Below are 22201 nucleotides of genomic sequence, written 5' to 3' on the forward strand. Positions count from 1 at the left end.
GGCGTGACCATCATCGTGCCCGGTGGCCTGTGGGCCTGGTTCTGGACGTCGTTCGCGTCTCTGCTCCTGCTCGACCTAGCCGTTGTGAGCCTGGTTGTTGTTTCCGTGGCCGCGGCGACTCGGCTGGCCGCGCGTCGCGCCCGACTGGAAGATCAGCAAGGTTCGACGAGGCCTCAGCCCTGGCGTGTCAACCCGATGGCGACGATGGTGGCCGAAGGGGTGCTCGCGGACTTATACGCCCGAGGCGACATCACCGAAGATACTTACCGCGAACGGCTCTCTGTGCTGCGTTCCACCGATCAGCCACCGCCCAACAACCCGTGAGTACCGTCAACGTTGGCCGATCTCTTCTGTGCCAGGGCGGTTCCCTGGCCTCGGCTGCTGTCGGCTGGTGTCGTCCGTTGCCGGGGTTCGCTGACTTTCCGCTGACTACGGAGGATGATGGAGGCGCGCTCTGGTGGATGCCGGATGGGAGGCTGCGGCAATGGGTTCGCCCGGCGTGGAGCTTGTACCGATCTTCATTGCGCTGCTGCTGGCTGCAAGCAGTCTTTGGGTCTATCAGGACGACTCTCGACGCGTGCGGCAGGGCAGGGGTGTCTACTTCTCGGTCGGCTCGCTGGAGCTGAGCACGCCTGGTGTGTGGGCCGCGTGTTGCCTGGTGCTGTGGGTGCTAGCCATGCCGTTGTACCTCACGTGCCGGAAGGCCGGTTGAGCCTCCCTGCGCCGCTGAGCCGCGCCGACGGGCGTCGCGGCACCCGGCGAGCGGTTACTGCCGTCCGCCGAACTGCCAGTTGTGGACCTCGATGTCGGCGTACCGATCCGCCGTCAGGACGGCGCGAGCGGCGTCCTTGTCCGCTGCCCGCAGGAGCGCGGCCGTGCCGAGCCAGGTCGCGCCGTCGTCGGCGAGCAGCGGGCCGTAGGCGATCAGCTCGGCGCGGTCCTCGGGCGCCGCCAGGTCGGCGGGCTCGCCCGCGCCGAGGCCGATCACCAGGTAGCGGTTGCCGCCGGTGCGGCCGCCGGGGAAGTCCCACATCGTGCGGCCCAGCGTGTTGCGCCAGCGGCGGATCAGCACGTCGCGGTACACGCCGGCCTGGTAGTTCGGCTCGTCGAAGGCGAACGCACGGGCGGCGGCCGGGTCCGGCAGGTCGAGGATGTGCACGCTGCCGGTCGCGGCCTCGCGGTCGTCGGTGAAAGTCGGGCCGCGCGCGATCATCTGCTCGGCGAACCGGTCCATGTAGGACCAGTGCTCTTCCACCAGCTCGTCGCGCAGGGCGCCGGAGCCGGGGCGGTCCCGGTGGTAGCAGAAGAACTCCATGCGTACGGTCTTTCGCGCTCGGGTCGGCGGACAGGCTCTGCCGGCTCAGATGTCGTAGGTGATCGTCACCGGAGCGTGGTCGGACCAGCGGGCGGCGTGCTCGACGGCGCGCTCGATCTTCGCGCTGACCGCGAGCTTGGCCAGTCCCGGCGTCGCGATCTGGTAGTCGATGCGCCAGCCGGCGTCGTTGTCAAAGGCGCGGCCGCGGTACGACCACCACGAGTACGGGCCGGGGCCCTCCGGGTGCAGCTGGCGCACCACGTCGACGTAGCCGGCCTCGTCGAAGACCCGGCTCATCCAGGCGCGCTCGTGCGGCAGGAAGCCGGAGGCGTTCTGGTTCGTCTTCCAGTTCTTGATGTCGATCTCGCGGTGCGCGATGTTCCAGTCGCCGCAGACGACCAGCTCGCGGTTGTGCGCCTCGGCCCGGGACCTGGCCGCCTTCAGGTACTCGAGGAACTCGGCCATGAAGCGCTCCTTCTCGACCTGCCGCTCGGTCTCCACCTCGCCGGAGGGCAGGTACAGGCTGGCCACGGTCACGTTCGGCAGGTCCACCTCGGCGTAGCGGCCGGAGGTGTCGAACTCCGAGGACGCGAAGCCGATGCGGGTGGCGACCGGCTCGAGCCGGCTGTAGATCGCCACGCCGGAGCGGCCCTTGGCGGCCGACGGCGCGAACAGCGGGTGCCAGCCCTGGGCCTCGCGCAGTGCGACCGGGATCTCGTGCGGCTCGGCCCGCACCTCCTGGAGGCAGACCACGTCCGCCGTGGTCTGGCCGAGCCAGCTGTCGAAGCCCTTGCGTGATGCGGCGCGGATGCCATTTACGTTGGCGGTCGAGATGGTGAGCATTGAGGCATTCTCCGGGACGGGCGGACTCGGCTGCGCCCATTCTTGCGCGCGGCACCGACACTGCGGCGCGGGACTCGCGATTCGCTGGCCGATCAGTCGCAGATCCTGGATTCCACGAGGTGCTCGACGATGTCGTCCGGCTGGCTCTCGGCGGTGACTGGCACACGGTACGGACGCTCGTCGTCGGTCGGCGGCTCCAAGTCGGCGAACTGGCTGTCGAGCAGCGAGGCCGGAAAGAAGTGGCCGCGACGCGAGGACAGCCGGGCACGGATCGTCTGCTTATCAGCGTCGAGGTACACGAGCCGGACGTTCGGGCGGCCTTCGCGCAGCACGTCCCGGTACGAGCGCTTAAGCGCGGAACAGCTGACGACAGCCGGCCGACCGGCAGCCGTCGATGCGTCGATCCATGCCGCGATGTTGGCCAGCCACCGGCGCCGGTCGTCATCGTTCAGCGGATGCCCGGCGACCATCTTCGCCAGGTTCGCGTCCGGGTGGAAATCGTCGGCTTCCGCGTACTGCCAGCCAAGACGCTGTGCGAGCAGCGAGCCGATGGTGCTCTTGCCGCTTCCGGAGACCCCTGCGATCAGCACGATGCACGGGTTCGCCGCGGCGGGGGAGGGGGCGCCGGAGGGCTGCGTCGTCACGCGGCTGATCTTAAGGCGTGGTGCTGCGCGCTGAGCGACATGGTCCGGCCACGGGCACGAGGTGCTGCCCCGTGGCCGGACTCATGACGGTGTAAGGAACCCTGGTTGCACTCTGGGAATCGTCGGCGGTTAGTGGCAGGCGACTCCGTTGACGGTGAACGATGTCGGGTTGGCGTTGCTGCTCGTGTACGTACCGGTGAAGCCGATCGTCACCGATGCGTTCGCGGCGAGCGTCGCGTTATACGGCTCGTTCGTTGCAGTAACCGCCTCGCCGGTCTGCGTGTACGTCGCGGTCCACATCTGGTTGATCTTCTGGTCGCCGGGGAACGTCCAGGCGAGCGTCCAGCCGTTGAGCGGCGAGGTGCCGGTGTTCGTCAGTGCCACTTGACCCTGGAAGCCCCCGGACCAGCTGTTGGTCAGCGAGTACACCGCGTGGCAGGAGACCGAGGACGACGAGGGCGAACTGGACGCGGAAGCGCTCGGGGAGGCCGATCGCGAACCCGAGGCCGACGCGCTCGGGCTGCCGCTGCCGGTGCCCCCGCCGGAGAGCGGGAACTGGATCCCGGCCAGCAGCGACTGCTTGGCCGCGCTGACCGGCGTCGGGTCGTAGCTGCCGTCCAGCAGGGCGAACGAGTCCTCGCCGTTGAGCGCCCAGTAGGTCCAGCTCAGCTTGTTCGCGCCGATGTACGAGACCAGCGACGAGAACCACTGGCCCTGCGAACCCGGGGTCGAGTCGGACACGTCGGTGGCCCCGTTCCCGGTGCCGAACTCGCCGACCCACAGCGGCGCGATGTTCTGCTGCGGGATGTAGCCCCAGTACTGGTTCCACACCGCGTCCAGGCTCGCCGAGGTCGTGGAGGAGTTGAACCAGGCCTGCTGGAACAGGGTCGGCCCGTAGTCGTGCGCCGAGTAGACCACGTGGCCGGGGGAGTTGAGCACGACCGGGTACTTGGCCACGCCCTCCAGGTTGCCGCCCCACCAGGTGGTGTCGAAGCCGCCGCTGGCGCTGCTGTTCGGGTAGTTGCTGATGCCCTCGCAGAAGATCAGCGCGTTCGGGTTCACCGCGAGGATCGCGTTGCCCGCGTTCTGGTAGGCGAGCCGGATGTCGGTGTTCGGGTCGCCGGTGCCCCACGTCGCAGCGTTCGCATACGCGACGCCGGTGGGCGTGTGCGGCTCGTTGCGCAGGTCGAAGCCGATGACCGTGGAGTTGCCCGCGTACCGCTTGGCCAGCGTCACCCAGTCGTTGATCCAGGCGGAGTTCGGATACGCGCTGGTGTACCACAGGCCGTTGGACTCGGCGGTCTCGCCGGCCTCGGAGCGGTGGTTGTCGATGATGACCTTCAGCCCGTCCTGCCCCGCGTAGTTGACGATCTTGTCCAGGATCTGCAGGTCGTTGAGGCCCACCAGGTCGGTGTTGATCGGGCCGCTGTTGTACTGGCTGAAGTTCTGCGGGATGACCGGCGTCTCGACCGCCTGGTTGGAGATCGGGATGCGGATCGTGTTGTATCCCAGCCGCTTGATGTCGTCGATCACGGCGTGGTAGTCCTGCGCCCACAGGCCGTGCGCGATCTCGTCCGGGGTCTCGAAGCCGTACCAGTTCACGCCCGCGATCTTGACCACGTTGCCGTTCGAGTCGAGGATCTGGCTGCCCGAGGTGTGCCAGTACCCCGCTCCCACCGTTCCCGCCGCGCCGGCCGGGCGGGCCAGCGGGCCGAAGGCGAGCAGCAGCGCCGAGAGCGCGGCCAGCACCGCGCCCACGGCCACCGCGGACAGCGCGGCCGGACGCCGCCGCAGTGCGCCCGTCATCGCGACGGGCCTCATCGTTGTGTGCATCGAACCGCTCCTAGGTGCCTCTTCCTGACCCGACGGCCAGCGCACTGACGCTACGAACCAGCCGCGGTTACTCCAAGGGAACGGAAAGGTGCGTATACGGTCTCTGACGTCTTTGTGCGTTGTGAGCAGGGCGTTCGACGAAGTTCGATGCGGTGTCCTCGTGTAAGTTTCACAGGACATTGACGCTCTTGGCGAGGCGGCGCGACCATTCCGAGAACTGTGCTCAAATGTGGCGGAGGGAGTCGCGCGTGAGTTCGGAATGGAGGCGATCGCGCCGGTTACGGCGGGTCGCGGGGGGAGCCGCGCTGGTGCTCGCCGGCGCGCTGGCGCCCGGGGCGAGCGCGCTCGCCGCGACGGGGACCGGCGCCGGCGCGGCGGTGAACGTCACGGTGAACGCGACCGAGGGGCTGGGCACCATCCCGGCGACCGGCTACGGGCTCAACAGCGCGGTCTGGGACAGCCAGATGAACGTCCCGGCCGTGCAGAACCTGCTCGGCCAGGCGGGTGTCGGCATGCTGCGATACCCGGGTGGCTCATACGGCGACATCTACCACTGGCAGGACAACACTGCGCCCGGCGGCTATGTCGCACCCGGCACGGACTTCGACTCCTTCATGGGCACGGTGAAGAAGATCGGCGCGCAGCCGATCCTGATCGCCAACTACGGCTCGGGCACGCCGGCCGAGGCGGCCGGCTGGGTCCAGTACGCCAACGTGACCAAGGGCTACGGCGACAAGTACTGGGAGATCGGCAACGAGCTCTACGGCAACGGCTACTACGGCGCCGACTGGGAGACCGACAACCACTCGAGTAAGAGCCCGACGACGTACGCGAACAACGTGCTGCAATACGTCTCGGCGATGAAGGCGGTCGACCCGACCATCAAGATCGGCGCGGTGCTGACCATGCCGGGCAACTGGCCGGACGGCGCGGTGGCCAGCGGCGACAGCTACGACTGGAACCGCACCGTGCTCCAGATCGCCGGATCAGCCATCGACTTCGTGATCGTGCACTGGTACCCGAGCGGCAAGGACGCCGCGACGGCGCTGTCCGAGCCGCAGCAGCTGCCCGGCGAACTGGATCAGCTGCGCAGCGAGATCAACAAGTACGCCGGCGCCAACGGCCCGAACCTCGGCATCGCGCTGACCGAGATGAACTCGAGCGTCGACACCACGACCCAGCCCGACGCGCTGTTCGGCGCGGACGCCTACATGACAGCCCTCGAAGACGGCGTGTTCACGGTCGACTGGTGGGACACCCACAACGGCCCCGGCACGATCAGCACCGCGCCGGACGGCGCGACCGACTTCAACGACTGGGGCGTGCTCTCCAGCGGCACCTGCGTGGGAACGACCTGCGAACCGGCGATCAACACCCCGTTCCCGCCGTACTTCGCGATCAGCATGCTGAGCAAGCTCGGCCGGCCCGGCGACCAGATGGTCAAGGCCGGGACGGACCAGCCGCTGGTCAGCGCGCACGCGGTGCGGCAGGCGAACGGCGATCTGGCGGTGCAGCTGGTCAACAAGGACGTGAACAACTCCTACCCGATCAACCTGCACTACACCGGTTACTCCCCGAGCAGCGCGACTCCGACCGTCTACACCTACGGCGACGAGGCCGGCTCGATCACCAGCGCGGCCCAGGGCACGAGCAGCAGCCAGACGATCGCCCCGTACTCCATCGAGACGATCGTGCTCACGCCCTCGGGCAGCGGAGTCAGTGCCCTGACGGCGCCGGGCTCGCCGAGCGCGTCCAACATCACCGGCTCGCAGGCCACGATCAGCTGGACGCCGTCCGGCGGCGGCCAGGTGTACCGGTACGAGGTGATCCAGCAGGTCGGCACGGTCACCAACGTGCTGGCCGAGTCGACCTCGACCTCCGCGACGCTCTACAACCTGGTGCCCGGCACCGGCTACACGATCAACGTGCTGGCGACCGACCAGAAGGGCTACCTCTCGCGGCCCTCCGACCCGGTGACGTTCACCACGAGCACTCCGGCGAACAGCACCTGCGCCGTCGACTACGAGGTCAGCCAGTCCTGGGGCAGCGGCTTCGTGGCCAACCTGTCGATCACGAACACCGGCCCGGCGGCGATCAACGGCTGGACCCTGACGTTCACCTTCCCCGCCTCCACCGAGTCGTTCAACAGCGGCTGGAACGCGAACTGGACGAACATCGGTCAGTTCATGCACGCCACGAACGTCGACTGGAACGCGAACCTGGCGCCCAACGGCGGCAACTCGGTGAGCATCGGCTTCGTCGGCAACGAGTCCGGGGCGTACCCGTCGCCCGCGGCGATCAGCCTCAACGGCACGGTATGCACGACCACGTACTCGTCATGAGGTAAGTCTGACCACGACGAATCACGGCTGACTAGATAACCGTTCCACTGCGGGGCGCACTCCGATAGGGTGCGCCCCACAGGCGTTATTGGGGGGCTGGGGGCGAGCGATGTCGACGGACGACGCTTGGGCGATCAGGCAGCCAGTCGCGGGCGAGTACATCACCACAGGCGCGCCACGGGGTCAGCGTGAAAACAATCGAGTGGCGTGGTTAACCGCGGCAGTGCTGTTCATCGCCGCCGGCTTGGCGGAGCTCGCGGCCCTCTTGGCGCGCACGCAGCTCGGTCCTACGACTCAGCCCCTTTATGAATCGGCCGGTACCATCGTCGGGCAGGGCATAAAGGCGGCGGTTCTCGTCGGCTGCGGCGCGCTGCTGCGCAATCGGAAAACCCGCGACGCGGCGTGCGGGCTGGCGCTGGGCCTCGTGCTCATCGTGGACACCAATTACTTCTGGAAGCTGCGCCCGTCCCGGTTGTCCAGGGAATACGACGCACTCGGCATCTGGCTGTCGCTCGCCGTCCTCGTCTTGCAGACCGCGGGCGCGCTCGTCGTGCTCGTCTTGGTGGTCCGGCAGCGGGCGCATCGCCGCGGGCGCCAGCGCAGGGTGGACCGCGTCGTGGCGGTGCTGCTCGGGTTCATCGGCGCCGTCCTGTGGGTCGCCAGCAACGTGCTGGCCTCGTACCGCCTTGGCGTGGGCACGATATTCGGCGGCGTGCAGCATTCGGAGACTTGCTGTTCGTGGGCGCAGAACGATGGCTGGAACCACCTCGCCGTCGTTCTCGGCGGTATCGCGATGATCGCCCTCGCACTCGTCGCCGCGACCGTTCGGGCGAAGGCGCGGGCGGCGGGTTTCCTTTTCGGCATGGCGCTGGTGGCCTTCGCCGACGTGGCCGTGAGCGTCGTGAGCAGCCTCGCCCCCGAGCCGACCTTCCTCGGATTCCACCATCGGCAGCTCGTCGGCCCGTCCGTGATCGTCACCTTCACCCCGACGGCCGGATTCTGGGTCGAACTGTTCGCCATGCTGCTGCTCGGCGCGGCCGGCGCCTTCCGGTTGCTGCTCGGGCCGCGCATGGACCGCTACCGCGTCTCCGAGCTGACCGGTTCGGCGCCCCTCAGCCGACGTCCCGGGATGCCGGGCACATAAAATGCCTGGCATGTCGCACGAGCTGCCGCCGCCGATCCTGATCAGCCCGGAGGGCTCGTTCGCGTGGGACGTGTTCCACCGCCGGCATCCCGTCCTGATCGAGAACCTGATCGCGGCACTGCCCTACGGCCCCGACCAGATCCGCGCGCTTCGGGCCCTGCTCGACGAGCCGCGCACCGGCCCGATAAGGCCGCTGCCCGACAGCGCGCCGGACGCCGAACGGTGGCGCGGGGAATGGGACCGCGGCCACTACGGCAAACCGTGGGCGGACGCGCCGTTCCTGTGGGCCGAGAGTTACTTCTTCAGGCGCATCCTCGACGCGACCGGATACTTCGGGCCGCCCGGTTCGGCCTGGTCCGGGGTCGATCCGTACGAGCCGATGAAGGACGCCGAACTGTCCGATCCGCAGCTCGAAGCGGCCTTCTCCTGGTACGCCGCGCTCGACGGGCTGCCGCCGGCCCGCCGGTTCGCCGCGCTGACCGAGGCGGCCGTGCTCGGCAACCGCGCCGACCTGGTCTTCCAGGTGACCGAGGTCGTCGAGGGCTACACCGCCGTCAATCCGCCGCTCGCCGACGACACCGAACTGCTCCGGGAACGCCTGCTCGGCGCCGGCGCGGAGCCCGGATCTGAGGGCACGTCGAAGACTGTCGCGATCATCTGCGACAACGGCGGCCGGGAACTGATCGCGGACCTGCTACTCGCCGACGAACTGCTCGCCCTCGACCCGCGCACCGAAACACCCCTGGCCGCGATGGTCGAACTGCACGTCAAACCAGCGCCGTACTACATCTCCGACGCCACGGCGGCCGACGTCGGCAAGGGCCTGCGGCGCCTGCGCGGCATGTCCGGGCCACTCGGCGCCGCCGGGGCCAGGCTGTTCGAGCACGCCGCCGCCGATCGACTGCGGATCGCGACGCACCCGTTCTGGTGCTCGCCGCTCTCCTTCCACGAGCTGCCCGAAGACCTGCGTGCCCGGCTGGAGGGCCGATTCCTGCTGGTCAAGGGCGATCTGAACTACCGTCGCCTGGTCGGGGACAGCTGGTGGGACGCGACGACGCCGTTCGCCGACGCGGTGCGGTACCTCGGCCTGCCGGTCGCGGCGTTGCGCGCGGCGAAGTCGGACGTCGTCGTCGGGGTCTCGCGCGAGCAGGTCGAGCGGCTCGACGCGGCCGAACCGGACTGGCGCCTCAACGGACGCCACAGCCTGATCCAGACCGCGTGACCGAACTCACCAGGCGACGCCGCAAAACAACTTGATCTACGCGGTTACAGTGAAATCGAAGGCAGGCCGAAGGCATCAGCGGGATCGAACGGGAGGGCCGCCGTGTCGAACGTGTTCGACGGGATCGACGAGAGCATCCGCGAGTTCATCGAGGCGCAGCCGATGTTCTTCGTGGGCACCGCGCCCAGCGGGCCGGACGGCCTGGTCAACATCTCGCCCAAGGGATACCGCGACTGCTTCGCGGTCCTCGACGAGCACACCGTGGCGTACCTCGACCTGTTCGGCTCCGGCGCCGAGACGATCGCGCACCTGCGCCAGAACGGCCGGATCGTGGTCATGTTCTGCTCGTTCACCCGCAACTCGCGCATCCTGCGCCTGCACGGCCACGGCAGGGTGCTGCGAGCCGACGATCCCGAGTTCGCTGCGCTCGCCCCGCGCTTCAACCTCGCGCACCCGGGCCTGCGCTCGATCATCCTCATCGACGTCGAGCGGGTATCAGACTCCTGTGGATTCGCGGTTCCCTACATGGACCTCGTCGACGAGCGGCCGGTGCTCGACAAGCTCCACGCCAAGCGCACCCCGGACGAGTGGGCGCAGCGCGTCAACGGCGCGAACGCGAAGAGCCTGGACGGCCTGCCCGCGCTCGAACCGGACCACCCGCTGCCGACCTCCGTGCCCAGGGGCTGAACGCGCCGATCCGAGCGCGGCCGGCCACAGCTGATGACGCTGTTCGCGGCCGATCACGCCGCCCGCGGCTGATCGCGATGCGGCGGCGCCGCGCTTCGGCTCAGGCGATCGCGCCCTGACCGCCAGGCCGGGGCCGGCGCGAGGAGTGCACCCGCCCCGCGTGCTCCACCAGCGCGATCAGCACCTCCTTGGCCGAGGCGCGCTCGCGGGCGTCGCACAGCAGCACCGGCGTGTTCGACTCCAGATCCAGCGCCTCGCCGATCTCCTGCGGAGTGAACGGCCGCGCCTCGTCGAAGCAGTTCACCGCGACGAGGAACGGGATGGCGCGGCGCTCGAAGAAGTCGACCGCCGGAAAGCAGTCGGTGAGCCGCCGGGTGTCGGCCAGCACCACCGCGCCCAGCGCGCCTTGCGCCAATTCATCCCACAGGAACCAGAAGCGGTCCTGTCCCGGCGTGCCGAACAGATACAGCGCCAGGTCGTCGCGCACCGTGATCCGGCCGAAGTCCATCGCGACCGTCGTCGTGGTCTTGCGCTCGACGCCGTGCGTGAAGTCCACGCCTCGGCCGGCCTCGGTCATCGATTCCTCGGTGCGCAGCGGGCGGATCTCGCTGACCGAGCCGACCAGCGTGGTCTTGCCCACGCCGAAGCCGCCGGCGATCAGGATCTTGAGAGCGAGGAAGGGTTCTTCGTTCTCCGGTTCGGCCCGGCGTTCCGCGCGTTCCCGGGCCGCCGCGCGATACGCGGCCGATCCGACACTGGCGCTTGAGACGGGGGCTGCCTCGTCGGCGCGCGTGCCGGCGCCTGAGACCCGGAAACCGCGATCAGAGCGCGCGGAGCCCATTGATCACCTCCTGCAGGATGTGTTCGTCGAACAGCGCGGCCGGCGGCTTCGGCTGCCGGACCCTGACATGCCCGATTTCGAGCAGGTCGCCGAGCAGTACCCGCGCGACGCCCAGCGGCAGGTCGCAGCCAGCCGCGACCTCGGCCACGGACTGCGGCGCGCGGCAGCACAACTCCAGCACTCGCACCTGCTCCGGGCTGAGCGTTGGATCGTCGTAGGGTCCGCTCTCCGCGATCACCAGCGCCAGCAGGTTGAACACGCGGGCGTCGGAGCGGGCGCGGCCCCTGGTCAGCGCGTAGAGCCGGACCAGCGGGCCGGCCTCGTCGTCATACCAGAACGCCGGCTCAGCCGCGCGGGCGCTGCCGGGATCCGGTTCGGGCGCGTACTCGCGCTGGTACCCGGGTTCGTACAGGGAATCGCGACCCGATTCGTGCGCGGGTTCGTACCCGTACTCGTAGCCGTTGTCGTACCCGTAGGCGCGATCGTGCGGGATCCCGTTCTCGTATCCGTACCCGTATTCGGCTCCAGTCGCGCCGCCCATGGCGCGATCGGCGTCGTCGCTCGGCCTGCTGCCGGCCGCGCCGCCCGCCGCCGGTGGCCGCGCGCCGGTCACGACGCGGCCGCGCCCGCGCCGCTGCCGGCCCGCGGCGCGGCGAACAGGTGCTCGCCGACCCGGCGCACCAGCCGGGCCATCTCGTAAGCCACCAGGCCGATGTCGCACTCAGGCCCGCTGAACACGGCCAGGCAGGTGCCGCCGCCGGCCGCCACGACGAACAGGTAGCCGCCGTCGAGCTCGACCATGGTCTGCCGCACCGACCCGGCCTTGAAGTGCCGCCCGGCCCCCTTGGCCAGGCTGTGGAATCCGGACGCGACGGCCGCCATGTGCTCGCCGTCCTCGCGGGTGAGCCCCGCCGACGAGGCCACCGCGAGGCCGTCGGTGGAAAGCAACACCGCGTGCCGGACCGCCGGGACGGCGGCCACCGTCTCGTCGAGCAGCCAGCCGAGTTCGCCGCCGGCGTTGGTACTGGGGGGCATCGGGCCTCCTGGCCTTCAGCGGGCTTTGTCAGCCCCGGTGATCGATCGTTCCGTGGTATGGGTTGCGGGGGTGTGCGTCTCAGCCCTCTGCCGGCGGCGCGGCGGTCCCGGATCCGGTGCCGGAGCGGCCACGCGACCAGCCCTGCTGGTACGCGGCCATGGTCGCGCGGGCCTGCTCGGGCGTGCGCTGGGCCAGGTCCGCGTCCGAGTCGAGCGCGGCGCCGGCCTGCTCCGGGTCCGTCCGCAGTCCCGGCGCGAGGCTGGCCTGCTTCACCCGGCGCGGCAGCCCGCCGGGCGTCTCAGGACCCGCCGACGCGCGCAGCAGCGCGGGTTCGGTCGTGACGGCGACGGTCTCGGCGTTCGGGTCGCCCGGCGCGGCCGGAGGCGCATCAGGACTCTCCAGGTCCGGTCGACTCGGCACGCGGCGTGGCAGCACGTCGTGCGGCGGCGTCGCCTCGTGGGGCGCCTGCGGGGAGGCGGACGCCGGCGTGGCGACCGGAACCGGCCCGGCGTGCGGCGCTTTCGTTCCCGCCGGTCCGGAGCGCGCCACCGGCGCCGCCGTGTGCGGTGATTCCGCCGCGGAGGACGCTGCGCCACCGGCCGCGGCCGGGCCGGAGCCGACCAGCGCACCGGTACGTCGCGCCGCCGATGACGTCGTGCGACCTGCCGCCGCGTCCCGGCCGTCATCAGAGGCCTGACGCGCGCCGATCGCGGCGGGACGCGATCCGGCCGGCAGCTCCGGGTCGACCAGCAGCGCCTTCGGCAGCAGCACCACGGCCGTCGTGCCGCCATACGCCGACTGCCTCAGCGCGACCTTGATTCCGTGCCGGCGCGCCAGCCGGCTGACCACGAACAGCCCGAGCCGGTCGCTGTCGAGCAGGTCGTCCGGATTGTCGCGCTCGATCCGCAGGTTTGCCTCGGCCAGCGCCTCCGCGCCCATGCCGAGCCCGCGGTCCTCGACCTCCAGCGCGTACCCCGCCGCCACTTGCGAGCCCTGCACTTGCACGCGTGTATGCGGCGGCGAGAACGAGGTGGCGTTCTCGACCAGCTCTGCGACCAGGTGCGTCAGGTCCGCGACCGCCGCCCCGGCGACGCGCGCGTCAGGCATCTGACGCACATCGACCCGCGCGAAGTCCTCTACCTCGGCGACCGCGGCGCGCACCACGTCCATCAGCGACACCGGCCTGCGCCAGCCGCGTCCTGGCGCCGCGCCGGAAAGGATGATCAGCCCCTCGGCGTGCCGGCGCATCCTGGTGGCCAGGTGGTCGAGGCGGAACAGGTCCTCGAGGTCGGCCGGGTCCTCGATCCGCCGCTCCATCAGGTCCAGCAGCGCGAGCTGCCGGTGCAGCAGCACCTGGCTGCGCCGGGCGAGGTTGAGGAAGATCCCCGCGACGCCGTTGACCGCCTCGGCGCGGTCCAGCGTGGCCCGCAGCGCGGCGCGGTGTACCGTCGCCAGCGCCATGGCGACCTGCCCGACCTCGTCACCGCCGTCCTCCGCGCCCGCGGCGGCCGCGCCGCCGAGCGAGGAACGGCTCAGGGTGCTTACTCCGAGCGTCCCCTGCCCGACCTCGGCCTCGAGATCGATCTCCTGCCCGGATCGCAGCTTCGCGATCGCGCCGGGCAGCCGCCGCCGGGCCAGGTCCAGCGCCGAGTCGCGCAGCCCGACCAGTTCGACGACCAGCCCCCTGCCGATCCACACCGACACCAGCAGCGAGACCGTCACCGCGAACAGGCCGAGCAGCACCCCGGCGCCGGCCTTCGTCGCCAGCGCCCGGCCGTACGGACTGACCTGTGCGATCGCGGCCACGCCCGCGCCGGACACCACATCGCCGAGCCGATCCAGCTCCCCGGGGGCCAGCGTCGACCACGCGGTCTCCGCCTGCGTGATGGCGCCTCTGTTCGTGCCCAGATCTCCGGCGTCCAGGAGCGTTTGCTGCGCGCCTTGCAGCCGCTGATAGGAGTCCGAGGACGTCACCCGCTGGTATGCCGCCACGTCGACGTCACGCAGCTGTGCGAGCGCGCCCTGTTCCAGCTCGTGCTGACTGTAGTAGGCCCCTGCGAACTGGCGATAGGCGTCCGCGCTGAGCGGCGCGCCGCTCGACTGTGCCTGGGCCTGCGCGACGATCGCGGCCTGCCGCGCCAGCATCTCCCGCGAGCGCGCCAACTCGGTGACCGCCCAGGCATCCGAGGCGATCTGCCCGTTCTGGCCGACCTTGGTCAGTGTCGCGCTCAGGCCGTTGCCCAGCTCCAGCGCGTCGCTGATCGCCTTGGTGTACCCCGCGTTCGCGGTCGTCCACGTCACCTGCCTGCGAGACACCTCCCCGCGCAGCCCCGGCAGACCGGACAGGTCGGTCAGCAGGGCCGCCATCGGGCCGCTGACCTGCGCGCCCAGCCCGGTGGTCGCCGCCGCGGCCGTTCCCGCGCCGTCGCGCAGCGCGTTGGCGGCCGCATCAGTGCCCGCGTAGTCCGCGGTCAGCCCCGAGCCCGACTGGCCGCCGAGGAACCGCGCGGCGTCGATCCGCTCGCGTTGCAGAGTGCTGATCAAGTCGTCGTTGGGCACGCTGACCGCCGCGTCGAGCTGCTTGAGCTGGGTCAGCGCGTACACCGTCTGCGCGGTCTGCACGGCCGCCAGGCCCCACAGCGTCATCAGCGAGACGATCGGCACCACCAGCAGGCAGACCACCTTGGCCCGGATGGTGCGGGGCCTGGGGATCCGCGCGATCGCGTCCGAGTCCCGGATCGTGGGGAACAGCGCGCCGCCGCTCCCGCGGCCGAGGGCGGCCGCCGCTCCGGCGCCGCGTGCCGTTCCCGGTGTGACCGTGCTGAACATCGAGATCGCGCGCTGTCCGCGCCACGCGGCACGCTCCGCTCTGGCCAACGACCGCTGCGAAAGCGTCGAGCGCGGCGCCTGCTGCTCGGGTTGCTGATGTTGGCGCGGCGGCCGGGGTACCGGAATGGATATCCGGCCCGACATGCCGCTCGGTCTCGCGTGCGAACCGCGGCGGCCGCGCGGCGCGGGCGGGCGGCTCTCATGCATGGGAACCCTGCCTCTCCGCCGTCGGGCGCAGTCTGCCGGGCGGCGGAACGTCGTCATCGTCCGGCTCGTCCGCGTCGCGCGCTTGGCGGCCGGTGGGGGAGAGGGCGACGAAGGCGGAGGTGAGGAAGAGCGTTGATCCGAGGCACACGATCATCGGCAGGATGAACGCCATCGCGGTCGCTCCGCCGCTCGGTACGCGCCCTGATGCCACCGTCTGCGCCGCCACGGATACCTCGGCGGCGCGCATCCCGGTGTAGTGCATCGCCGTCACCGCGACGCCCATGATCATGGACGCGCCGATCGCGGCGACCGGCCCGCGGATGGTCAGTCCCGCCCACAGCGCCGCGGTCGCCGCCGCCACCGCGATCAGCACCGAGAGCGCGACGGTTCCGAGGTTGTAGTTCAGGCTGGCGTTCAAGCGCATCGCGGCCATGCCGGTGTAGTGCATCGCCACGACGCCGAACCCGGTGACCGTGCCGCCCAGACTCAGCGACACGGTCCGCGAGCGCCCGTAGCCGACGATCAGCATCCCGGCCCAGGTGAACAGGATCGGGATCACCAGGCTGAGCAGGGTGAGGGAGACCGCGTAGCGGATCTCGGTGCCCGTCACCGCGAATCCGAGCATCGCGATGAAGTGCATCGTCCAGATCCCGGCGCCGATCGACACCGCCGCGGTCAGCAGCCAGTTGCGCTTCGAACGCCCGCTCGCATCCAGCGCGCGCACCGTGCAGCGCAGCCCGAGCGCCGAGCCCACACAGGCCATCGCATAGGACAGCACGGGTGTGGCCCACCCGAATCCGGTCTCCGTCGTCGCGCCCATCGGCCCCATCACTGCCGGCTCCCTGTGCATCTGCAATCGCGAGTGACTGGTCAACCGACCATTGCACGAGAATGTTCGCGCTGCGGGGTTTTACGCTGACTCACCGCAATCACGCAGCTGACAAGCGGCGGACTTTTAGCGGACGCACGCCACCCCTGCGCCGCCGGACGCGGCGCAGGGGTGGCGTGTGAGGCAGGGGACCTCAGAGCCCTCAGTTACATGTGGTGCCGTTCACGCTGAACGAGGTCGGTGATGAGTCGTTGGACGTCCACGTTCCCTGGAATCCGAACGACGCGTTACCGCCGGGACTGATCGAACCGTTATACGAGGCGTTGGTCGCGGTGACCGTCTCCCCGCTCTGCGTCAGCGAGCCGACGTTCCACGAGCTGGTGACCTTCTGGTCGCCGGGGAAAGTGAACTTCACCGTCCAGCTGCTGATCGCGCTGTTGCCGGTGTTGTTGATCGTCACTCCCGCGGTGAATCCGCCGGGCCACTCGCTGTTCTTCGTGTACGCCACGTGGCAGCTGGAACCGCCGCCGGAGCTCGCGCTCGCCGAGGGCGAAGCAGAGGACGAACTCGACGGCGACGGGCTCGCCGACGCGCTCGGGCTCGCGCCCGCACTTGATGAACTCTGACTCGGCGACGCGCTGGCGCTCGCGCTCGGGCTGCTGGTCACGCCGCCGGCCTGGTCGCCGTACATGATGCCGCGCCCGTTCGTGCCGACGTACACGCGTCCCGCGATGCGCGGGTCGCCGGTGATCGCGGCGCCGATGTTGCCCCACTGGTGCTTGTCGTCGTTGATCCGGGTCCAGGTCGCGCCGGTGTCGTCGGAGCGGAAGATGCCTTGCACGCCGTTGACGGTCGCGATCGCGTAGATCGCCGGGTAGGTGCCCGAGATCGACTTGCCGAAGCCGAGGTTGATCGCCGCCGACACGCTGGACAGCTTCGTGAAGCTGGCCCCCTGGTTGGTCGAGTGCCAGATCCCTGACACGCCGGAGGAGTCGCCGCCGGTCAGCCAGACGTCGCCGGCCGTACCTGCGACCGCCTTGATGTAGAGCGTCCCGGTGGCCGGCAGGCCGGTGGCCGCGGAAGCGGTGAAGCTGGCGCCGCCGTTGGTGCTGACGTAGAACGTCCCGGCCGAGTAACCGTAGTAAACCTTCGGATTCACCCGGTCGGAGGCGATCACCGCGCCGGCCGGAATGCCCGTGGACGCCGTCCAGGAGCTGCCGTAGGTGGTCGTGTAGTAGACGCCGGTACCCTTCGGGCTCCACAGCGCCGAACTCGCGTCCGCCGCGATTGCCCCCTGGCCGCCGCCAGTGACTCCAGGCGGCTCCGCCGACGCCTGGAACCAGCTGCTGCCGCCGTTGGTGCTGAACGCGAACCGGTAGACGTTCGCGTTGCTGCTCTGCGTCTTGTCGACGTCACCGGTTCGGATGATTGTGGCCGGCTGCAGCTCGGCGTAGTCGACGCTGTCGCCGCTGGAGAGGTTGGGCGAGGTGAACATCGAGGACGGCACCGAGGTCAGCGAGGTGTGCACGAAGCCGTCCAGGTCGCCGAGCGCCGAGATCAGCGGCGCCGAACCGGTCGGCGGGCTGATCAGACCATTGACTGCGGTCTCCTCGAGCCCGCTGACGAAGGGCTTGATGGTGAAGCTGGTGCCCGAGTCCCAGTTGGTCAAGTTCGTGGTGCCGAACAGGGTCGCACCGGTGCCGTAGAACATCCGGTTGGAGTTGAACGGGTCGATCGCCAGGCCCTCGGTCATCCAGCCCAGCTTCGGCGACTCGACCGGCTCCTGCGTGGTCGTGCCGAAAGTCAGCCACGGCGTCGCGGAGGTGTCCAGAGTGTAGGCGTCGGCGCGGTTCGGGTAGCTGGTGTAGCTCCAGGCCTGCTTCCACGTCGTGCCGCCGTCGGTGCTACGCCAGATGAACGTGTCCGGCCACCACGAGCTGTACCCGGTCACCATGATCGTGCCCGGATGCTGCGCGTCGATCGACAGGCCGCTGTAACCGAACCAGTCGTTACTGGTATCCGAGGACTTCACCGGGCTGATCTGCGTCCACGTGCCGGTCGCCAGCGCGTACTTCCACACGTCACCCGACGAGCCATCATACGGCCCGCCCTTGTTGCTGGTGGCGATGTAGAGGATGCCGTTGGTCGCGTCCACGACGCCCTTGTGCGCCATGAACCCGGTCGGCTGCCCGGCCACGCGGGACCAGGTCGCGCCGCCGTCAGTGCTCTCATACACGGTGTTCTGCAGGTCGGCGACCCCGACGAAGATGGTCTTGGTCGGGCTGCCCGAGGTGCCGGTCGCCTTGTCGAACGCCACCCAGGTGACGCCCTGGTTGTCGCTGAGGTACCCGGTCGTGTCGGTGGAGTCCTGCACGTAGTTGCCCACGTTCGGGAAATTCGCAACCTGCGACCAAGTCACCCCGGAGTCAGTGGACTTCCACAGCCCCTTGCCGCTGGGCGCGCCGAAGTACAGCACGTTGTCGTCGTTCGGGTCCACGGCGAGGCGCTCGCCCATGCCGCGGCCGGGCATGTTGCCGCCGAGCTTGAAGGGCAGCGCGGTCGCGGTCCAGGTGTTGCCCTGGTCCGCGGAGCGCAGGATGGAGCCGTTGTTCGGGTCCCAGGAGTTGGTGTACATCCCGACCGCGGCCCAGACCTTGTTGGTGTTGATCGGGTCGGCGGCCACGGACACCGCGCCCATGTCGCCCCAGTTGGACTGGCCGACCCAGTCCATCAGCGGGGTCCACGAGCTCGAACTCTGATTCCACCGGTACACGCCGCCGATGTCGGTGCGGGCGTAGATGATGTTCGCGGCGCCGGTGTTGAACACGATGTCCGGGATGAAGCCGCCGCCGCCGATCGCCACGCTGTTCCAGTTGTACGCGGTGGTGGCCGGGGTGGCCGCCAGCGCCGGCGCGGCCGCGGCCTGCACCAGGATCGGGCTGATCGCCGCGGCGGCCGCCGTGGCCGCGGCGAGCGCGGCTTGGACGAACCTTCTTCGCATGAGTGTTGAAGCCTCCGCCTTCTCGGTTCGAGCGCGCTCGGGCGGAGGGCCGTGCGGGAGGAGAGTCACCTCCGGTCTGCGGGCTGGTCCGTCGAAGCGCTTCGATTGCTGTAGCGCCCGGGAGCGTAGAATCGAAGCAGGCCGGAGGCAATATCGTCGAAGCGCTTGCCCAGCTCGGCCCCGCCCCATGCCGCAGGCCCGGCCCCGGCCCGCCGTCCCGCCACGGCGGCGGTGAGCTGAAACTTTCGCTTCGGGCCTCGCCCCACGCCGCCGCCGTCAGCCGCCGTATAACAACGAAGCGCCCTGCGACCCGGCGTCAGAACCGGTTCGCAGGGCGCTAGAGCGATCTACCCGCGTGTCAGTGCGCGGACACGCCCGCTAGATCACCCGCGGGCGTGCTGGAGCAGCCGCTCCACCGCCTTGAGCTCGAAGGGGACGTCCGAGCCGACGATGAGGTGCGTCGCCCCGGCGTCGAGGTACTCCTGGAAGTTGTCCACCTCGTCCGGATCGATCATCACGGTGCGGTCGATCTGCGCGGGGTCGCGGCCCAGCTTCTCGCACCACTCGTTGAGCACCGAGTTCTTGTGCGCGAAGTTGGCCGCCGGCCCGAAGGAGTTCCACAGGTCGGCCCGCTCGGCCACGATCCGCAGCGTGACCTTCTCGCCCGACCCGCCGATCATCAGCGGGATGTTCTCGCCGGACGGGTTGAGCTTCGCCAGGCGCGCCTCGATCCGCGGCAGCGTCTCACGCAGCGCCCGCAGCCGCTCCGGCGCGGTACCGAACTCGTACCCGTACTCCTTGTAGTCGCGCTCGAACCAGCCGGAGCCGAGGCCGAGGATGAGCCGTCCGCCGCTGATCTGGTCCACGGTGCGGGCCATGTCGGCGAGCAGGTCGGGGTTGCGGTAGCTGTTGCAGGTCACCAGCGCGCCGAACTGCGCGTGCGAGGTGTCCGCGGCGATCGCGGCGAGCATGGTCCAGCACTCGTAGTGCGCGCCGGCCGGGTCGCCGTAGAGGGGATAGAAGTGGTCCCAGGTCCAGATCGTGTCGACGCCGAGCGCGTCGGCTTCCTTCCACGCCGCGCGCAGCTGCGCCATCTCGCAGTGCTGCGGCCGCAGCTGCACGCCTACTTTGAACCGTGCCATGAATGAACGCCTCCAGGGCGGTTGCTCGATGATCTGATCCTCATCCCACCACGCTTCGGCGCGTCCCCGCCACCCGGCCGTCCCGGCCGGCTCAGTCCTCGGTGGCGGTCCCGCACCGCCTTAGTCCCAGACCGGCTCGGGCACCTCGGCCACCTTCCCGTCGCCGCTCAGGTGCAGGAACCGGTCGAAGGAGCGGGTGAACCAGCGGTCGTGCGTGACCGCGACCACCGTTCCTTCGAACCCTGACAGTCCGGCCTCCAGGGCCTCCGCGCTGGCCAGGTCCAGGTTGTCGGTGGGCTCGTCGAGCAGCAGCAGCGTGGCCCCGGACAGCTCAAGCAGGAGGATCAGGAACCGGGCCTGCTGGCCGCCGGAGAGGGTGTCGAACCGCTGGTCGCCCTGCGCCGCCAACTCGTAGCGGTTCAGCGCGCTCATCGCGGCGTCGCGCGGCAGGCTCGGCCGGCGCGCGTCGCCTTGCCAGAGGATCTCGGCGAGCGTGAGCCCGGTCAGCTCCGGCCGGTCGTGCGTCTGCGAGAAGTGCCCCGGCACCACGCGGGCCCCGAGCCGCGCCGTCCCGTGGTGCGCCACCGCCGCCAGTCCGGCGCCCTGGTTCGCGGCGTCCGCCTCGGGACGGTCGCCCGCCGCGTCGAGCCGAAGCATCGCAGGGTCCGGATCCGTCCCGCCGCGCCCGAGCAGCCGCAGCAGATGCGACTTGCCGGTGCCGTTCGCGCCGAGCACCGCGACCCGGTCGCCGTACCAGACCTCGAAGTCGAACGCGCTGGTCAGCCCGTCCAGCTCCAGCTGTTCGCAGATGACGGCGCGCTTGCCGGTGCGCCCGCCGTCCAGCCGCATCCGGATGTTTTGCTCGCGCGGCGGAATCGGCGGCGGCCCCGCCTGCTCGAACTTCGCCAGCCTGGTGCGTGCCGCCTGCAGCCGGGTGGCCATGTCAGAGTTATGCGACGCCTTGCTCTGGTACATCCGCACCAGGTCCTTGAGCTTGGCGTGCTCCTCATCCCAGCGCCGCCGCTGCTCGTCCAGCTGCTCGTGCCGCGCCGCCCGCGCCTCGTGCCAGGAGGCGAACGACCCGGCGTGCGTCCAAGCCGAGCCGCCCTCGACCGCGACCACCCGGTCAGCGGTGTTCGCCAGCAGCTCGCGGTCGTGCGAGACGTACAGCACAGTCTTCGGCGACTCGAGCAGACGGCGCTCCAGCCAGCGCTTGCCCGGCACGTCGAGGAAGTTGTCCGGCTCGTCGAGCAGCAGCACCTCGTCCGTCCCGCGCAGCAGCATCTCCAGCGCGAAGCGTTTCTGCTGCCCGCCGGAGAGGGTGCGCACCGGCCGGTGTCGGGCCTCGTCCCAGGGCAGGCCGAGTACCGCGACCGAGACGGTGTCGAACACGACCTCCAGCTCGTAGCCGCCGGCGTCGCCCCACGCAGTCAAGGCGTTGGCATATCGCATCTGCTCGCGCTCGCCGGCGGCGGAGCCGAGAGAGCCCAACGCGTCCTCGGCGCGGGCCAGGCGCTCGCCGACCTCCCGCAGCGGCGGCGGCGCGAGCGAGAGGGCAAGCTGCGCGAGTGTGGTCTCGTCGCCGATCATGCCGATGAACTGGCGCATCACGCCGAGCCCGCCGACCCGCGCGATGGTCCCCGACCGGACCGGCAGGTCCCCGCAGATCAGCCGCAGCAGGGTGGTCTTCCCGGCGCCGTTGGGCCCGACGAGCGCTACCTTCGCGCCCTCGCCGACCCGGAACGAGACGTCCGCGAACAGCACCCGGCCGTCCGGAAGCACGTGTCGCAGCCCGGCGACGTCCACATAGCCCATGAACGCGGATTCTCACCCGCGGCGTGGAGCGGTGTCATCCGCTTTTCCGCCGCGTGTCGCCCGGGCGAGCCGTGCGCCGTCAGGCCCGGGATCCGCTCCCCGCGGTGTGCTCGGCGAGGATGCGCTCGACCGCGTCCGGGTCGTCGGGGGTGATCGTGGGGCGCACGGTGTGGCCGACGTCGAGCACGAGAGCGACGTCCTTCCGCGGGCGCCGCACGTCGAGGTTCCACCAGTGCACGAAGTCGCCCGAACCCCAGATCCTCCACTTGCGCACCTTGTTCGCGCCGGTCAGGGGAAGCCGCTCAACGCCTCTGATCGAGCTGTAGCGGATCCGCTTGCTGCCCCACGGGTAGTAGCGGCGAATGGTCACCGCCTTGTCGTCGCAGCGAATCCGGCCGTCCTCGTATGCGGGCGTCCTGGCCTGGCTCATCGTCTGCACCTCCTGGTGTCAGTGCTCTCAGAGTTGTCTGC

Annotated in this window: 19 protein-coding genes; 6 read left to right on the plus strand and 13 right to left on the minus strand. The window is 70.0% G+C overall.

Features of this window, described 5'->3' with window-relative positions; translation table 11 throughout:
- Together VFA06_RS02100 and VFA06_RS02105 are read left to right on the plus strand one after the other, a co-directional pair.
- A partial coding sequence (locus VFA06_RS02100; RefSeq protein WP_324838629.1) for an SHOCT domain-containing protein occupies positions 1-324 on the plus strand: 324 nt, incomplete at its 5' end.
- A gap of 133 nt (positions 325-457) precedes the next feature.
- The gene (locus VFA06_RS02105; RefSeq protein ID WP_324838630.1) at positions 458-712 is read left to right on the plus strand and encodes a hypothetical protein; all 255 of its coding nucleotides are present in this window, start codon (positions 458-460) and stop codon (positions 710-712) included.
- Between the two features lie 54 nt (positions 713-766).
- On the opposite strand, the gene VFA06_RS02110 is transcribed toward VFA06_RS02105, so the two are convergent.
- The 4 genes from VFA06_RS02110 to VFA06_RS02125 form a co-directional block, all read right to left on the minus strand.
- Positions 767-1315: a YciI family protein gene (locus tag VFA06_RS02110; protein WP_324838631.1), complete on the minus strand. Its 549-nt coding sequence runs from the start codon at positions 1313-1315 to the stop codon at positions 767-769.
- Positions 1316-1360: 45 nt separating this feature from the next.
- Positions 1361-2158, minus strand: a complete 798-nt coding sequence (locus tag VFA06_RS02115; protein WP_324838632.1) for an exodeoxyribonuclease III — start codon at positions 2156-2158, stop codon at positions 1361-1363.
- Between the two features lie 92 nt (positions 2159-2250).
- Complete coding sequence (locus tag VFA06_RS02120; protein WP_324838633.1) at positions 2251-2802, minus strand: gluconokinase; 552 nt, start codon at positions 2800-2802, stop codon at positions 2251-2253.
- Between the two features lie 129 nt (positions 2803-2931).
- A complete protein-coding gene (locus VFA06_RS02125; protein ID WP_324838634.1) occupies positions 2932-4635 on the minus strand; it encodes a cellulase family glycosylhydrolase in 1704 nt (567 codons plus the stop codon).
- 227 nt (positions 4636-4862) lie between these two features.
- Here VFA06_RS02125 and VFA06_RS02130 point away from each other — a divergent pair, with 227 nt between their 5' ends.
- From VFA06_RS02130 to VFA06_RS02145, 4 genes are all read left to right on the plus strand, one after another.
- The gene (locus tag VFA06_RS02130; RefSeq protein WP_414639802.1) at positions 4863-6977 is read left to right on the plus strand and encodes a cellulose binding domain-containing protein; all 2115 of its coding nucleotides are present in this window, start codon (positions 4863-4865) and stop codon (positions 6975-6977) included.
- Between the two features lie 202 nt (positions 6978-7179).
- Entirely contained in the window at positions 7180-8121 is a 942-nt protein-coding gene (locus VFA06_RS02135; RefSeq protein ID WP_324838636.1) for a hypothetical protein, read from the plus strand.
- A 10-nt stretch (positions 8122-8131) separates the two neighbouring features.
- Positions 8132-9343, plus strand: a complete 1212-nt coding sequence (locus tag VFA06_RS02140; RefSeq protein WP_324838637.1) for a damage-control phosphatase ARMT1 family protein — start codon at positions 8132-8134, stop codon at positions 9341-9343.
- A gap of 102 nt (positions 9344-9445) precedes the next feature.
- Complete coding sequence (locus VFA06_RS02145) at positions 9446-10030, plus strand: pyridoxamine 5'-phosphate oxidase family protein (RefSeq protein ID WP_324838638.1); 585 nt, start codon at positions 9446-9448, stop codon at positions 10028-10030.
- A gap of 100 nt (positions 10031-10130) precedes the next feature.
- Here the strand turns inward: VFA06_RS02145 and VFA06_RS02150 are convergent, their stop codons facing one another.
- The 9 genes from VFA06_RS02150 to VFA06_RS02190 form a co-directional block, all read right to left on the minus strand.
- Positions 10131-10871 (minus strand): ATP/GTP-binding protein, encoded by a 741-nt coding sequence (locus VFA06_RS02150; protein WP_349260016.1) that lies wholly within the window; start codon positions 10869-10871, stop codon positions 10131-10133.
- On the minus strand, positions 10852-11412 hold the full coding sequence (locus VFA06_RS02155) for a DUF742 domain-containing protein (RefSeq protein ID WP_324838639.1): 561 nt from the start codon (positions 11410-11412) through the stop codon (positions 10852-10854). Before VFA06_RS02155 ends, VFA06_RS02150 begins: the two co-directional genes overlap by 20 nt.
- Before the next feature lie 68 nt (positions 11413-11480).
- Positions 11481-11906: a roadblock/LC7 domain-containing protein gene (locus tag VFA06_RS02160; protein WP_324838640.1), complete on the minus strand. Its 426-nt coding sequence runs from the start codon at positions 11904-11906 to the stop codon at positions 11481-11483.
- A gap of 79 nt (positions 11907-11985) precedes the next feature.
- Positions 11986-14784: a nitrate- and nitrite sensing domain-containing protein gene (locus VFA06_RS02165; protein ID WP_324838641.1), complete on the minus strand. Its 2799-nt coding sequence runs from the start codon at positions 14782-14784 to the stop codon at positions 11986-11988.
- Between the two features lie 151 nt (positions 14785-14935).
- Positions 14936-15763: an MHYT domain-containing protein gene (locus VFA06_RS02170; protein WP_324838642.1), complete on the minus strand. Its 828-nt coding sequence runs from the start codon at positions 15761-15763 to the stop codon at positions 14936-14938.
- Positions 15764-15974: 211 nt separating this feature from the next.
- On the minus strand, positions 15975-18773 hold the full coding sequence (locus tag VFA06_RS02175) for a cellulose binding domain-containing protein (protein ID WP_324838643.1): 2799 nt from the start codon (positions 18771-18773) through the stop codon (positions 15975-15977).
- Positions 18774-19156: 383 nt separating this feature from the next.
- On the minus strand, positions 19157-19915 hold the full coding sequence (locus VFA06_RS02180; protein WP_324838644.1) for an LLM class F420-dependent oxidoreductase: 759 nt from the start codon (positions 19913-19915) through the stop codon (positions 19157-19159).
- Between the two features lie 120 nt (positions 19916-20035).
- Positions 20036-21730, minus strand: coding sequence for an ABC-F family ATP-binding cassette domain-containing protein (locus VFA06_RS02185; protein WP_324838645.1), 1695 nt, complete (start codon positions 21728-21730; stop codon positions 20036-20038).
- Between the two features lie 79 nt (positions 21731-21809).
- A complete protein-coding gene (locus VFA06_RS02190) occupies positions 21810-22160 on the minus strand; it encodes a hypothetical protein (protein WP_324838646.1) in 351 nt (116 codons plus the stop codon).
- Positions 22161-22201 lie beyond the last annotated feature (41 nt).

The organism is Actinocrinis sp., from assembly GCF_035653575.1.
Lineage (GTDB): Bacteria > Actinomycetota > Actinomycetes > Streptomycetales > Catenulisporaceae > Actinocrinis.

Bases quoted from the DNA above. Each gene is read 5' to 3' on its own strand.
- VFA06_RS02170 (WP_324838642.1), bottom strand. From the start codon at position 15,763: ATGGGCGCGACGACGGAGACCGGATTCGGGTGGGCCACACCCGTGCTG.
- VFA06_RS02125 (WP_324838634.1), bottom strand. From the start codon at position 4,635: ATGCACACAACGATGAGGCCCGTCGCGATGACGGGCGCACTGCGGCGG.
- VFA06_RS02180 (WP_324838644.1), bottom strand. From the start codon at position 19,915: ATGGCACGGTTCAAAGTAGGCGTGCAGCTGCGGCCGCAGCACTGCGAG.
- VFA06_RS02115 (WP_324838632.1), bottom strand. From the start codon at position 2,158: ATGCTCACCATCTCGACCGCCAACGTAAATGGCATCCGCGCCGCATCA.
- VFA06_RS02110 (WP_324838631.1), bottom strand. From the start codon at position 1,315: ATGGAGTTCTTCTGCTACCACCGGGACCGCCCCGGCTCCGGCGCCCTG.
- VFA06_RS02160 (WP_324838640.1), bottom strand. From the start codon at position 11,906: ATGCCCCCCAGTACCAACGCCGGCGGCGAACTCGGCTGGCTGCTCGAC.
- VFA06_RS02150 (WP_349260016.1), bottom strand. From the start codon at position 10,871: ATGGGCTCCGCGCGCTCTGATCGCGGTTTCCGGGTCTCAGGCGCCGGC.
- VFA06_RS02190 (WP_324838646.1), bottom strand. From the start codon at position 22,160: ATGAGCCAGGCCAGGACGCCCGCATACGAGGACGGCCGGATTCGCTGC.
- VFA06_RS02185 (WP_324838645.1), bottom strand. From the start codon at position 21,730: ATGGGCTATGTGGACGTCGCCGGGCTGCGACACGTGCTTCCGGACGGC.
- VFA06_RS02175 (WP_324838643.1), bottom strand. From the start codon at position 18,773: ATGCGAAGAAGGTTCGTCCAAGCCGCGCTCGCCGCGGCCACGGCGGCC.
- VFA06_RS02130 (WP_414639802.1), top strand. From the start codon at position 4,863: ATGTGGCGGAGGGAGTCGCGCGTGAGTTCGGAATGGAGGCGATCGCGC.
- VFA06_RS02140 (WP_324838637.1), top strand. From the start codon at position 8,132: ATGTCGCACGAGCTGCCGCCGCCGATCCTGATCAGCCCGGAGGGCTCG.
- VFA06_RS02155 (WP_324838639.1), bottom strand. From the start codon at position 11,412: ATGGGCGGCGCGACTGGAGCCGAATACGGGTACGGATACGAGAACGGG.